Source organism: Tianweitania aestuarii, assembly GCF_018457165.1.
Taxonomy (GTDB): Bacteria; Pseudomonadota; Alphaproteobacteria; order Rhizobiales; family Rhizobiaceae; genus Tianweitania; species Tianweitania aestuarii.
In genome coordinates this window covers 596,253-609,199 of record NZ_JAFMNX010000001.1, presented here as the reverse complement: position 1 = coordinate 609,199, position 12,947 = coordinate 596,253, and the positions used below count along the sequence as shown (strand labels likewise).

The 12,947-nt window shown below is 61.6% G+C and carries 15 protein-coding genes and 1 tRNA gene; 3 read left to right on the top strand and 13 right to left on the bottom strand.

What is annotated here, in order from left to right:
- The first annotated feature begins 30 nt into the window (after positions 1 to 30).
- On the top strand, positions 31 to 669 hold the full coding sequence (gene dhaL / locus JYU29_RS02895; protein ID WP_213983248.1) for a dihydroxyacetone kinase subunit DhaL: 639 nt from the start codon (positions 31 to 33) through the stop codon (positions 667 to 669).
- Positions 670 to 719: 50 nt separating this feature from the next.
- Here dhaL (JYU29_RS02895) and derI read toward each other — a convergent pair whose 3' ends face one another.
- From derI to JYU29_RS02855, 8 genes are all read right to left on the bottom strand, one after another.
- On the bottom strand, positions 720 to 1,187 hold the full coding sequence (gene derI / locus JYU29_RS02890; RefSeq protein ID WP_213983247.1) for a D-erythrulose-4-phosphate isomerase: 468 nt from the start codon (positions 1,185 to 1,187) through the stop codon (positions 720 to 722).
- A gap of 29 nt (positions 1,188 to 1,216) precedes the next feature.
- Positions 1,217 to 2,263 (bottom strand): NAD(P)-dependent alcohol dehydrogenase, encoded by a 1,047-nt coding sequence (locus tag JYU29_RS02885; RefSeq protein ID WP_213983246.1) that lies wholly within the window; start codon positions 2,261 to 2,263, stop codon positions 1,217 to 1,219.
- A 144-nt stretch (positions 2,264 to 2,407) separates the two neighbouring features.
- Entirely contained in the window at positions 2,408 to 3,058 is a 651-nt protein-coding gene (gene dhaL / locus JYU29_RS02880; protein WP_213984231.1) for a dihydroxyacetone kinase subunit DhaL, read from the bottom strand.
- A 15-nt stretch (positions 3,059 to 3,073) separates the two neighbouring features.
- Entirely contained in the window at positions 3,074 to 4,069 is a 996-nt protein-coding gene (locus JYU29_RS02875) for a dihydroxyacetone kinase subunit DhaK (RefSeq protein ID WP_213983245.1), read from the bottom strand.
- Between the two features lie 42 nt (positions 4,070 to 4,111).
- Positions 4,112 to 4,885 carry an SDR family oxidoreductase gene (locus JYU29_RS02870; protein ID WP_213983244.1) on the bottom strand — a complete coding sequence of 258 codons (774 nt, stop codon included), beginning with the start codon at positions 4,883 to 4,885 and terminating at the stop codon, positions 4,112 to 4,114.
- 74 nt (positions 4,886 to 4,959) lie between these two features.
- Positions 4,960 to 5,949 (bottom strand): substrate-binding domain-containing protein, encoded by a 990-nt coding sequence (locus JYU29_RS02865; protein ID WP_213983243.1) that lies wholly within the window; start codon positions 5,947 to 5,949, stop codon positions 4,960 to 4,962.
- A 94-nt stretch (positions 5,950 to 6,043) separates the two neighbouring features.
- Positions 6,044 to 7,048 carry an ABC transporter permease gene (locus tag JYU29_RS02860; protein ID WP_213983242.1) on the bottom strand — a complete coding sequence of 335 codons (1,005 nt, stop codon included), beginning with the start codon at positions 7,046 to 7,048 and terminating at the stop codon, positions 6,044 to 6,046.
- A 38-nt stretch (positions 7,049 to 7,086) separates the two neighbouring features.
- A complete protein-coding gene (locus JYU29_RS02855) occupies positions 7,087 to 8,565 on the bottom strand; it encodes a sugar ABC transporter ATP-binding protein (protein ID WP_213983241.1) in 1,479 nt (492 codons plus the stop codon).
- Between the two features lie 435 nt (positions 8,566 to 9,000).
- Between JYU29_RS02855 and selD the strand changes: the two genes are divergently transcribed.
- Together selD and JYU29_RS18265 are read left to right on the top strand one after the other, a co-directional pair.
- A complete protein-coding gene (gene selD / locus JYU29_RS02850) occupies positions 9,001 to 10,050 on the top strand; it encodes a selenide, water dikinase SelD (RefSeq protein WP_213983240.1) in 1,050 nt (349 codons plus the stop codon).
- Between the two features lie 65 nt (positions 10,051 to 10,115).
- The gene (locus tag JYU29_RS18265; RefSeq protein ID WP_250157159.1) at positions 10,116 to 10,502 is read left to right on the top strand and encodes a hypothetical protein; all 387 of its coding nucleotides are present in this window, start codon (positions 10,116 to 10,118) and stop codon (positions 10,500 to 10,502) included.
- A 29-nt stretch (positions 10,503 to 10,531) separates the two neighbouring features.
- Here the strand turns inward: JYU29_RS18265 and JYU29_RS02840 are convergent, their stop codons facing one another.
- The 5 genes from JYU29_RS02840 to JYU29_RS02825 form a co-directional block, all read right to left on the bottom strand.
- Positions 10,532 to 10,915: a hypothetical protein gene (locus JYU29_RS02840; RefSeq protein WP_213983239.1), complete on the bottom strand. Its 384-nt coding sequence runs from the start codon at positions 10,913 to 10,915 to the stop codon at positions 10,532 to 10,534.
- A 34-nt stretch (positions 10,916 to 10,949) separates the two neighbouring features.
- Positions 10,950 to 11,045 (bottom strand) — tRNA-Sec (locus JYU29_RS02835).
- A gap of 286 nt (positions 11,046 to 11,331) precedes the next feature.
- Complete coding sequence (locus JYU29_RS02830) at positions 11,332 to 12,039, bottom strand: hypothetical protein (protein ID WP_250157158.1); 708 nt, start codon at positions 12,037 to 12,039, stop codon at positions 11,332 to 11,334.
- Positions 12,014 to 12,424, bottom strand: coding sequence for a type I restriction endonuclease (locus JYU29_RS18260; RefSeq protein ID WP_250157157.1), 411 nt, complete (start codon positions 12,422 to 12,424; stop codon positions 12,014 to 12,016). The genes JYU29_RS02830 and JYU29_RS18260 overlap by 26 nt, the downstream gene beginning before the upstream one ends.
- Positions 12,425 to 12,592: 168 nt before the next feature.
- The gene (locus JYU29_RS02825) at positions 12,593 to 12,886 is read right to left on the bottom strand and encodes an autotransporter outer membrane beta-barrel domain-containing protein (protein ID WP_347879838.1); all 294 of its coding nucleotides are present in this window, start codon (positions 12,884 to 12,886) and stop codon (positions 12,593 to 12,595) included.
- Positions 12,887 to 12,947 lie beyond the last annotated feature (61 nt).

Genomic DNA, 12,947 nt, shown 5'->3' with positions numbered 1-12,947 from the left:
GCGCATGCCTGCGCTTGCGAAAGAGACTTCATGCAAGATCTAGGATCAAAGCGCCTCATTCGGATGTTCAGCCAGGCGGCGATGGCGATCGATGCGCAGCGGGATCATTTGTCGGATTTGGACGGGGCGATTGCGGATGCGGATCATGGGATGACGATGTCGCTGGGCTTTCGGGCGGTGACATCGGCGCTGGCGAAGCTTGGTGCGGAAGCGAGCCCTTCGGACGTGTTCAGAACGGCGGCGGGAGCGTTTCTGGATGCGGTGGGCGCTTCGACCGGGCCGCTTTATGCGAGCGGATTTCTCAATGCTGCCAAGCACTTGGATGGTTTGGACGCGGTCGATCCAGCGGCGATGCTGGAGGGGATTGCGTCCGGTATTGCGGCGCGAGGTAAGGGAAGCCGGGGCGAGAAGACGATGCTGGACGTGTGGCTTCCAGCAGCGGAAGCGGCGCAGCAAGCCACCAGAGAAAACCCTGCGGAATTATGGACTTACGTCAGGCAGGCGGCGTCCGACGGGGCTGAATCGACGCGCACGATGATCGCGGTCCGGGGTCGTGCAGCGCGGGTCGGCGAGCGGTCGATCGGGCATATCGATCCCGGCGCAGTGTCGGCCCTGCTCATCGTAGGAGCAATGGCCGACACGTTTGGAGACGCTGATCTGGCGATTTGACACGAACACTTTCATGCCTTTTGCGCATTTGGCTGCGCAGTATCAGCGTTTTAAGCGGCGCTGCCGTGGTATTTTGCATCAAGCGCGTCGATCGCCTTGACGTTGTCGGCGGAGCGACCGTTCGGATCGAAGCTGGAGGCCAGATAGGCTTCCGCGACGGTCTTTGCGAGCTCGGTTCCGATCACGCGCGCACCCATGGTGATGACCTGGGCATTGTTGGACGACGCTGCCTTTTCCGCAGAGTAAGCATCGTGGGTCTGGGCGGCACGGATGCCGGGGACCTTGTTGGCGGACAGGCACACGCCGATGCCGGTGCCGCAGCACAGGATGGCGCGGTCATAGGTGCCGTCCAGGATGCCGCTGGTGACGCGTTCGGACAGGTTGGCGTAGTATTCGCTCGAGCCGGCCGGGGGCGTGCTGACTTCCGAGACTTCGAGGTCGGAGCGGGCGGACAGATGCTCAGCCAATGCCTTGGCGAGAGGAGCGCCGGCGCTGTCACCGGCGATTGCGATTTTCATGGTTCTTCTCCGTCGATGAGACGATGCCCTCAGGAGGGCATCGTGATCTGGATCTTGACGTCGGTGGGTCGGCCTTCAACGGCGCGGTCGAATGCTTCGATCGACTTCTCGAAAGGATAGGTTTCCGAGATCAGCGGCTTCAGGTCGACCTTGCCCGAACCCATCATCTGGATCGCGCGGGGATACTGGTGGGCGTAGCGGAACACGGTCTCGAAACGTGCTTCCTTCGTGGAAGCGAGCGACCAGTCGACCGGGGTCGGTTCGACCGGCATGCCGACCACGACGACGCAGCCGCCGGGGCGGAGATAATCGAGCAGCGTGGCCCAGGCCTTCGGCGAACCGGAGGCTTCGAACACCACGTCGGCGCCCCAGCCTTCGGTGATGCCGTCCACGACTTCCTTGACGTTTTGCGAGCGAATGTCGACCGGAACGATGCCGGGATACTGGGCAGCGATGGCGAGCTTCTCGGCAGAGAGATCGGCGATCACCACGGTGGCGCAACCGCCTGCGAGGGCAGCGAGCGCGATCATGATGCCGATGGGACCGGCGCCGACGACGACGCCGACATCGCCCGGTGCGATCCTGGCCTTCTGCGCGGCCTGGAGTCCGACGGCGAAAGGCTCGATCATCGCGCCTTCGGCAAACGACACGTTGTCCGGCAGCTTGAACGTGTAGGCGGCGGGGTGAACGACCTTTGCAGTCAAAACGCCGTGGACCGGCGGGGTGGCCCAGAATTCGACGGCGGGATCGACATTATACATGCCGAGGCGCGATGCGCGGGAATTGGCGTCGGGAATGCCGGGTTCCATGCAGACGCGGTCGCCGACCTTGAGGTTGGTCACGCCCGAGCCGACTTCCACAACCGTGCCGGCGGCTTCATGGCCAAGCACCATCGGCGCGTTGACGACGAAGGGGCCGATCTTGCCGTGGGTGTAGTAATGAACGTCGGAGCCGCAGACACCCACGGTATGGATGGCGATCTTGACGTCGTTTGCGCCGACTTCTGTCGGCAGGTCGATTTCGCGCAGGGCGAGCTCGCCTTTGCGTTCGAGCACGAGAGAGCGGGTTTCAGTCATGGAAGCTCCGTTGAGACCGCTGCGGTCTCGCATCTGGAAACAAACACGTCAGCCGGAACGGCGACACGAGGGCGATGACCCTGTTGGTCTCATGTAAGATGCCGGCCCTTTAAACGAAAGGACCGGCATCGGAAAACCGTTCATTCAGGCCGGTTCGGCCAGATTTTCCTTGGCGCCTTCGGCCAGGGTGGTCAGGATGATGGCGCAGGACGTGGCACCCGCATCGAGCACGCCGCGGGAGCGTTCGCCCAAGCGGCTGGCGCGACCGATCTTGGCCACCATGTCGATCGTGGAGTCCCTGCCCTTTTCGGCAGCGGCGGAAAACGCGTCGAGCGCTTCACCAAAGGACTTGCCGTCGGCATTGGCGGCATCGAAGGCTTCCAGCGCCGGCACGAAGGTGTCGAGCAGCGTCTTGTCGCCGACCTTGGCCGAGCCGACTTCCTGAATGCCAGCCAAGCCCTTGTGCAACATGGCCGAGAAGGTTGCGGGATCGATCTGCTCCTTGTCTTCGATGACCTCCGAGAATTCGGTGAACATCATGCCGTAGAGCGGGCCCATGGAGCCGCCGATCTCGCTCATCAGAACATCGCCCAGCGTGTTCATGGCTTCGCCAAGGCCGGCATTGCCGTCCTTCAGGCGCTCGGCAGCCATGCCGAAGCCCTTGGCCATGTTCACGCCGTGGTCGCCGTCACCGATCTTACCGTCGATCTCGCTGAGATAGGCGCGGTTCTCGACAATGCGCTCTGCCATGCGCGTGACGATCGCGCCCGAAGCGGAATTGCTGAAGCTCTGCATGTTCATGGTCCGATCCTAGAGCATTGCCGGGCAGCTGGCGTCGGCGTCGAGGAGGCTCTTCAGCTCCTCGTCCAGCGCCACAACCGTCAGGGTTGCACCCACCATCTCAAGCGAGGTGAAGTAGTTGCCGATAAAGGTGCGATGGATGGTGAGACCGCGCGCAGTGATCTCTTCTTCCATCGTGTCGTTGAGGATGTAGAGTTCGTTCAACGGCGTCGCGCCGAGGCCGGAAACCAGAACGGCGACTTCCGTGCCCTCGGCCAGGTTGTGGTCGTCCAGAACGATCTTGCACATGTCGCGCGCGACTTCGGCGGCCGTCTTCAACGGCTCGACGCGGATGCCGGGTTCGCCATGGTGGCCGATACCCACTTCCATCGTGCCAGGCTCGATGGTGAAGTTGGGATGGCCGACGGCCGGCAGCGTGCAGGGGCCGAGACCAACGCCGATCGAGCGGCAGTTGTCGATCGCCTTTTGCGAAACGGCACGGACCTCCTCGAGGCTGGCACCGGATGCGGCCTTGGCGCCGCCGATCTTCCACATGAAGATTTCGCCGGCCACGCCACGACGGCGATCGCGCTCTTCCGGACCGGCCGAGCAGACATCGTCATTGGCGACCACGGTGGCGACTTCGATGCCGTCCTTGGCGGCGAGCTTGACCGCCATCTTCACGTTCATGTTGTCGCCGGCATAGTTGCCGTACAAGCAGATGACGCCGGCACCGCCATCGGCTTCCTTGATCGCGTCATGGAAGCTCTTTGCGGTGGGCGAGGAAAACAGTTCGCCGATGGCAACGGCGTCCAGCATGTTGCGGCCGGTGTAGCCGACGAAAGCCGGCTCGTGGCCCGAGCCGCCGCCGGTGATGACGCCGACCTTGCCCTTCACGGGAGCGGCGGTGGACACAACGACGCGACGGTTCTTTTCCGACAAGCGAACGAGGTCCTTGTGCGCCTTGACGAAGCCACGGACGCTGTCGTCGACCACATCATCCGGATTGTTGATGAAACGCTGCATGATGAACTCCGACGCAGATAAACTGTGCTGAAAAGGGTTGGATCAGATGATGGTGTAGCCGCCGTCGATCAGAAGATCGGCGCCGTTGATCATCTGCGCGCCATCGGACGCCAGGAACACGGCTGCGGCTGCGATTTCTTCCGGATAGGCGAAGCGGCCGGCGGGAATGCGCTTCTTGGCGTCTTCGCCCTTCTGGCCGCCCCATGCCTGCTTGCCGAGTTCGGTCAAAACGATGGTGGGCGAGATCGTGTTCACGGTGATGCCGTGCTTGCCCCATTCGGCGGCAAGCGTCTTCGACAGGCCGATGACGCCGAACTTGGAGGCGCAATAAGCGACATGCTCGTCGATGGCGACGGTGCCGGCCTGCGACGCCAGATTGATGATGCGGCCCTTCGTGCCGGCGGCGATCATGACGCGCCCGACAGCCTGGGACAAAAGGAACGTGCCCTTCAGATTGATGGCGATGGTCTTGTCCCACGCGTCGAGCGAAAGCTCTTCTGCAGGCGCGAGCGCCACGATGCCGGCGCTGTTGACGGCAATGTCGATCTGCCCGAAGGCATCAACCACGGCTTGCACGGCTGATTGCACGGAAGCGGGATCGGACACATCGCAGCGGAACGCCTTTGCTTCCCCGCCCAAGGTGTCGGCATGGGCTTGCGCGGCACCTTCGTTGAGATCGAGCAGCGCCACGCGCGCGCCCTTGGCCGCAAGTGCCGAAGCAATCGCTGCGCCAATGCCGGAGCCTGCGCCGGTGACCAATGCGACCCGGTCAGACAAGGGAAAGTTCAGGTCGATCTGGGGCGCGGTGTCGGTCATGGAACTCAGGTCCTTGGCGGGAAACGAGGAAAGAAGGAGCGGCCCTTTGGAGAAGGCCGCTCCCTTGTTTCGGCTTAGAGCTTCGAACGGGCTTCGAGCAGCTTGTCAGCGTTTTCGGTGGTCACCGGGGTCCAAGGAACGAGGTAGTCCTTGGCCGTGCCGTCCTTCCATTCCATCTGCGGATACTGCTTCCAGATGTCGGATTCCGGCTCGTAGTCCTTCTTCACAGCCTTGATGGCGACGTCGAGCGCGCCTTGAGCCTGTGCATTGGCATCCTGCAGGATGGACGCCATCTGGCCTTCCTTCACGGCGTTGATGGCGTCGGTCACGCCGTCCACGCCGGCGATCGCGAAGTCTTCAACCTTGAGGCCGGCCGACTTGATGGCTTCGATCGCGCCGAGCGCCATTTCGTCGTTCTGGCCGATGACACCGTTGATCTGGCCGGCATGCGAGGTCAGCCAGTTTTCCATCAGCGTCTGGGCTTCAGCGCGCGACCAGTTGCCGGTCTGCTGCTCGAGAACCTTGACCTCCGGGCAGGCTTCCAGAGCCTTCATGTTGCCTTCGAGGCGTTGGATCTGGCCGGACTGGCCGATCGGACCTTCGAGGATCACGACGTTGCCCTTGCAGCCCATCTTATCGAGAACGGCCTTGGCTTCCAGTTCGCCGGCTTCCACGTCGTTCGAACCGACATAGGCGGTGAGCGCTTCGGAGTTGACGCGGGCGTTGGAGCCCACAACCGGGATGCCGGCGTCAACAGCGGCCTGAACCGGAGCGGCAGCGGCTTCGACGTCGAGCGGCACGATCAGGATCGCGTCATACTGCTGCGTGATCATCGTGTTGACCTGCTCCTGCTGGACCAGGGCGTCGTAACGGCCGTCGAAGATCGTGATGTCGACTTCGCCGTTCTTCACGGCTGGATGCTGCTGCAGAGCGGAGGTCCAGATCTGCATGAACTCGGCATTGAGACCGTAAACGGTCGCGCCGATCTTCAGCTTTTCCTGCGCCAGAGCCGGCGACGCCATCAGCGCCGTGCCCATTGCGAGCGTGAGCATAAACTTCTTCATAGGTAGTCCTCCCTAGGAGAGTTGAAGGGCCGGAATTGGCCCTTGGTCGTAGTCGCCGCCGGCCCGATTGCCGGAGGCAAGTTATGCCACGCAATCAGGCGTTCTGATTGCGTTTCTGGTCGAGCATCACAGCGCCCACGATCAGCGCACCCTTGAGGATCTGCTGGTAGTAGGACTGGATGCCCATGAGATCGAGGCCGTTGTTCATGACGCCGATGATCAGCGCGCCGATCAACGTGCCGGTGACGCGGCCAACGCCGCCGGCAAGGCTCGTGCCGCCGATCACCACGGCTGCAATGGCGTCAAGCTCGTAGGCGATGCCGGCTTGCGGAAGCGCCGAACCGGTGCGCGCCGCCAGAAGCATGCCGGCCAGACCGGCGAGACCACCGGAAATCACGTAAACGAGGAAGCGAATGCGCGTGACGTTGATGCCGGAGGTCTTGGCTGCATGCGGATTGCCGCCGACGGCATAGATGTAGCGGCCAAAGCGCGTCTGGGTGAGCACCCACCACGAGACAGCAAATACCACGGCCAGGATGATCACCGGCAGCGGAATGCCGAGGATGCTGCTCGTGCCGATCCAGCGGAACTCGGGAACGAGTGCCGGCACAGGACGGCCGTTGCCATAGATCAGGGTCAGGCCGCGGGCAGCCGAAAGCATGCCGAGCGTCGCCACGAAGGCCGGTACGGCAAAGCGCGACACGATCGCACCCACCACGCCGCCGCAGGCCACGCCAACGGCCAGGCCCACCGCGATCGGCACGAACACCGGATAAGGCGCACCGGCAACGGCTGCCGAAGCGGACGTCGTCGCAAAGCTCGCGCTGACAATGCCTGCCAGCGCCACCACCGAGCCGACCGACAGATCGATGCCGCGCGTCAGGATCACGAAGGTCATGCCGATCGCCAGCACGCCGTTGATCGAGGTCTGCAGCAGGACGTTGGAAATGTTGCCGGCCGTCAGGAAGTACGGGTTCGAGAAAGACAGAACCACGACCAGGATCACGAAGGCGATGAAGATGCCGTATTCCTGGATCAGAAGGCGGCGGCGGTCGGAGCCCAGCCAGCCGCCCGAAGAATTCGCATTGGTGTCGGACATAGATCTATTTCCCTTGGCGACCCAATGGGCCGCAACAATCAGGTCGAAAGGTGGACCAGCGACTGGGCGTTGGCTTCGGTGCGATCGAGGATGCCGGCCGAGCGGCCGCCGCGCATCACCATGATGCGGTCGGACATGCCCAGCACTTCGTCGATTTCCGACGAGATCATCACAACCGTTCCGCCAGCCGCCGCGTAATCGCAGATGATGCGGTAGATTTCGCGTTTTGCGCCGACATCGACGCCGCGCGTCGGCTCATCGAGCAGAAGCACGCGCGGATTGCGCAGGAACCACTTGCCGAGCACGACCTTCTGCTGGTTGCCGCCCGACAGGCCGGACACCGCCATCGTGTCGCGCGCAGCCTTGATGTGGAAGCGCTCGATCATCGACTTGGCCGCAGCCGCTTCCTCGCGCCCGCGCATCACATAGGTCGGGCTCATCTCGGGCAGGCTGGCGAGGCTGATATTGCCGCGCACGCTATCGGTGAGGTTGAGGCCGGTCTTCTTGCGGTCTTCGGTAACAAAGGCGATGCCCTGTTGCATCGCATCCGACGGCTGGTCGATCTCCACGGCCTTGCCGTCGAGCAGAATGCGGCCGGTGGCATCGGGATCAAGGCCGAACAGGCTGTCGAAGATCTCGGTGCGGCCCGAGCCCATCAAACCGTAGATGCCAAAGATCTCACCCTTGTGGACCTGGAACGAGATGTCCTCGATCTTGGCCGGGCTTTGCAGCTGCTGCACTTCGAGGCCGACTTCAGCCGTCGGCTCGTTGGTCTTGATGTATTCTTCGCCGAGATCGCGGCCGACGATCATGGAAATCAGCGCGGGGCGATCCACATCGGCGAGGTTGCCGCTTGAGACATAAGCGCCATCGCGGAACACGGTATAGGCGTCGGCGATCTGGAAGATTTCCGACAGGCGGTGCGACACGTAGACAATGCCGCGCCCCTGCGCCTTCAGCGTTTCGATAGCTGCAAACAGATGCTGCGCCTCGCGCTCGCCGATCGCAGACGTGGGCTCGTCCATGAAGATGACTTCGGCGTCATGCGACAGCGCCTTGGCGATTTCCACCAGCTGCATCTTGGCAACCGACAGGGTCGCCATCGGCTGATCGGCGCGGATGTCGAATTCGAGATCGTCGAGCAGCTTCTGCGCCGCCGCATTCATGGCGCGAAAATCAATGCCGCCGAAACGCTTCAGCGGTTCACGGCCGAGATAGATGTTCTCGGCCACCGTCATAAAGGGAATGGGGCTGAGTTCCTGTTCGATGATGGCGATGCCCGACGCCAGCGCTTCGGCCGGGCCGGAAAACTCCACCAGCTCGCCATTGCGCCAGATCTTGCCGCCGTCACGGCGGTGAATGCCCATCAGGATCGACAGGAAGGTGGATTTGCCGGCGCCGTTGCCGCCGCACAGCGCATGAACGGAGCCGGGCGCAAGGTCGAACTGGCCGTTCTTCAGCGCATGAACACCACCGAAGGATTTGCGCAATCCTTCAACTTTCAGCAGTGACCTCAAACGCGCCTCCCAAACCGTGCCTGCTTATGTGGCAGATATCGGCACCTTACCGCAGCACAACACACGTGCCGCCAACCTCTCGACAATTCTCGAAGATCACTCGACATTTGTCAATCTGGCCCAATCGGCCGGATATCTCGCTGCCTGGTTTTTCAACTACAAAGGATGAATTCGGCGGCAGCGCCGTTCGGCTGGATGGCCCTGTGGTTAAGCGGCGGTTAGTTGGAGAGCTTGGCCGAGGCGGCGGCACCAAGGCGGGAGATTAGCCGCACCGCCTTCCCCGCTTCACAAGGGCACCTTTCTTCTCGCCACCGAAATGCTATGTTCGGGGTATGTGCCCCGTGTGGGTCAGCCTCCATGTCGAAGCCTGGATTTTCCTCGACGGGAAAGCGGTCTCACACCCCTCTTTCCGGTTTGATGACCCCAGGAGACATCATGGATAGTCCCTTGCCCCGCTTGACGGATCTGGCTCACGGCGGCGGCTGCGGCTGCAAGCTGGCGCCCGCTGTTTTACGCGAGCTCCTTGCCGCGCAACCGGCTGCACAACCGTTCTCACAACTCCTTGTCGGCAACGAAACCGCCGATGACGCCGCCGTCTGGCAGGTTGACGACAACACCTGCGTGATCGCCACCACCGATTTCTTCATGCCGATCGTCGATGATCCCCGCGATTTCGGCCGCATCGCCGCCACCAACGCGATTTCGGACATCTATGCGATGGGCGGCAAGCCGATCATGGCGCTGGCGCTGGTCGGCATGCCCATCAACAAGCTTGAACCGGCCACGATCGGCAAGATCCTGGAAGGCGGCGCTTCGATCTGTGCCGAGGCCGGCATTCCCGTTGCCGGCGGTCATTCGATCGATTCCGTTGAGCCGATCTATGGCCTGGCCGTGATCGGCATCTGTCGCCCGGATCAGGTGCGCCGCAACGACAATGCCAAAGCGGGCGACGCGCTGATCCTGACCAAGGGGCTCGGCATCGGCATCTATTCCTCCGCGTTGAAAAAGAACGCGCTGCCGGACGGCTGCTATGACGAGATGGTGGCGTCCACCACGCTTCTGAACCGCATCGGCACCGATCTTGCCGCCAATCCAGACGTGCATGCGCTGACGGATGTTACCGGCTTCGGCGTTCTCGGGCACGGGCTCGAAATGGCAAAGGCATCCAACCTGCGCCTCACGCTTTCGCTGGACGCCCTGCCCTTTTTGAAGCACGCCCGATCGCTCGCGGAAGGCGGCTTCATCACCGGCGCCTCGCATCGCAACTGGGACAGCTACGGCGCCGACATCACCCTGCCCGAAGGCATGCCGGACTGGCAGCGCCTGCTTTTGGCCGACCCGCAGACATCCGGTGGATTGCTGGTTGCCTGCGCTTCAGACAAGGCGGACGATCTGGTGGAAACGATCCGGCAGGCCGGTTATCCGCTGGCCACGATCATCGGCCAGGCCGATGCCGGTTCGCCCGGGATCACTGTCTCCGCGTGATCGACAACGGGCATGGGAACAAGCGCACCCGCCTCCTCGTTGTTGATCTCGAATAGGAGTTTCTCATGCGCGATATGACCGTTCTTCGCCGTTCCGTGATGGCTGTTGCAGCTCTCGGCCTTCTGAGCGCATCGCCGGTTTGGGCTCAGACGCCCAACGATGTCAGCCGCCCCGGCGACAAGACCAACTGCACCGAGGCCGCGGGCAAGGCGGAGCCGGCAACCGCGCCCGAGCGCAATTCGGATGACGGCACGGCACCGGGCAACACTGGCTCCACCGGCTGGAGTGGCGGTACGGGCGGCGCTTATATCGGCACCAACCCACAGGGCGCCACAGCCGCATCGCCGACCTGGCAGCCGCCAACGGCGCGCGGCATCGACCTCGCGGGCGTGCCGGAAAAGGTGACGCCGGCCGCGCAGGGCCAATCGGTTCCCGCCGCTGCAGGCTGCTGATTTTCAGAGTTGGTGCGTGAACGAGGCGGTCAGTGAAGCCTGACTTCCTCGATCGCGAGCCTGAGGCCATCGGCATTGAAGAACTCGCCATCCCTGATGATCGAGCGGTCTTCATGCAGCTTGCGGATCAAGGATCCCAGCCGCGCCTTGGCTTCGTCATCCTTGACGATGCCTTCACGTCCGGCACGGAAGAACACGGCGCCGGACCAGGGCACGCCAGCGCCTTCGAACACCTTCATCATATCCGGCCAGCGCAGCTCATCGCCGATCACATGCAGATAGGCCGAGCGCAGCAGATCGACGCTGCTGTCTCCAATCCGCACGAGAACGAAGAGCATCGTGAAAGAGCCGGTGTCGCGATAGGTCGCCGTGACCCAGTCGTCGAAATCGGTTTGAAGCGCTTTATCCGTCATGGCGTGCTTCCCCGTGGCGGAAGGATCTGGCTGGTGGCGGAAGAGAATGGGAGTCGAACCCACCCAGGACAGCCTCGCTGCCCCACCCGGATTTGAAGTCCGGACGCCCCACCGGGGACGATTCTCTTCCATGTCTTGTAAAGGTTGCGGTGGCGAGTTTTAGCGAGATCCATGCGATCGTTGCTTCTACCATTTCGCTACCGAACCATTTACTCCCTCGCCTTTACCGCTCGCTGGATCGTGGCGTCAACTTAGGTGCGCTTTTGCATAGCAAATCTCCGGCAACTGCAACCTTCTGTACCGGCAGAGCGCCGGATGTGAAGAGAACCGGAGTCGGCGGCATCAAGCAGCCTTCGTTCTAACCAAACGCAACCGGACGCAAACGCCGCCTAATGAGGCGGCACGACGGTCCATGGTCAGCCGCCAACGACCTCGGCTGGCGCCGTGGAAAGTGAGCCTACCTGCTTTCCGTCGGCATAACCCTTGGCCGCCGTGCGCAGCCTGTCGGCATGCTCATAGATCTCATCAAGGGAGTCGATCTTGACTTTATCTTCCTTCTCGCCATCGAAGAGACCGAGATATTTGACACTGCGATTGAACCAGAGCCTTGCAAGCGGCTTTCGGTTGTTGTTGTCGACCAAGACGCCGCAGTAGCTCTTTTGGTCACGTATGAAGACACGTTGCGGCTTCAAAATATCCCGCACTATGGCGCGAACGATCATGAAGCCTTCGCGCTCTTCTTCTGTTGTGACAACCTCCTCTTCCTGGCCGTCTGTAGGAAGCTCGGAGATCTCAGTTTCAGCCAGCGCATTTGACAGCCGGGATTGCACAGACTCTCTCACGATCTCGCGGAAAGCCGCCTTCACCATAGGCGTGAACTGCTCCTTCACCTGAGCGGTAAAGCGCCCTTGATAAAGGCCGTTGGTTACAAGACGAACGAAATCTTCAGGCGGATTGTCCATCACCGTAGCAATCTCTTTCTTGATTGCCGACGTGTATTTTAGTCGGTGAGCCGACTGCAGTATTCCTTCGACGTTGAACTCGGCCTTTGCGAACTTCTTCAGCTCGTTTGTGAGCTGTGTTTGCATGTCGGAAAGATCAAAGGTCAGGAATGGCCGGGTCATCGAGTTTGTTTGGCGCAACCAAGTCCGTGTGGAAATGAAAGGTGCGCCCATTCGTAAGAATAGCGAACTTCGCGTTCGTCACTGAAAAGTAGCGGTAGAGCTGAGCAAGGTGTGTCTTGTCCAGGTTGGTCGTGATCGGCTTGCACTCAATTAGAATACGGATCTCGCCATCGAGCTTGATGGCATAGTCGACCTTCTCTCCTCTCTTGCCTACCGCATCTGCGGTGAACTCGGGCACGACCTCATCTGGATTAAAGACGTCGTAATCGAGGGCTGCGAGAAACGGCAGAACGATAGCCGTTTTAACAGCTTCCTCAGTCAGCATCGCGCTTGAGTGTGACTTGATCCGGTCAGCCAAAACTTTCAATTTTTCGTCTACACTCATGCGCGTCCCCCTTCGCAACCAAGTTGCCAATCATCATGGCACTTGTTCATGATCCATCATGTCGCATGAACTTGTGCGGCACCAGTGTTCTTTGGTGCTACTAAGGGAGCAAGACGATTGCTGTCTTCATCAGCACGCCACATCAAGCTTGCCGTGTAATGAGCTACGTCATTTGCTTGAGCAAAAGGCTGGGAGCGGCAGGATCGGTCGACCGCCGAAGGCAGGACGCCAGTCGACCATGCCCGTTGCCTTGGTCAAGGAGCCCGCGAGACCGAAATCGGTTTCGGCACGTAAGCCGACCGTGGTGAAGGTCGTATCGGTGCTGAAGCCCTCGGTGGTCAGCGCAGCTGCGCCGCCGTTTTCCGTGAAGGCATCGGTGTCTACTTTCACATGCGCCAGGTTCACGAAGGGCTCGAACGCCACCGACTTCATGTCGAAGCGGTAGCCAAGCTCGCCGCGCACGCCGGATGCGGCATACAGGCAGGCGGCTGTGAGGCGGTCTGGGAGTGCTCAAGGACGGCCG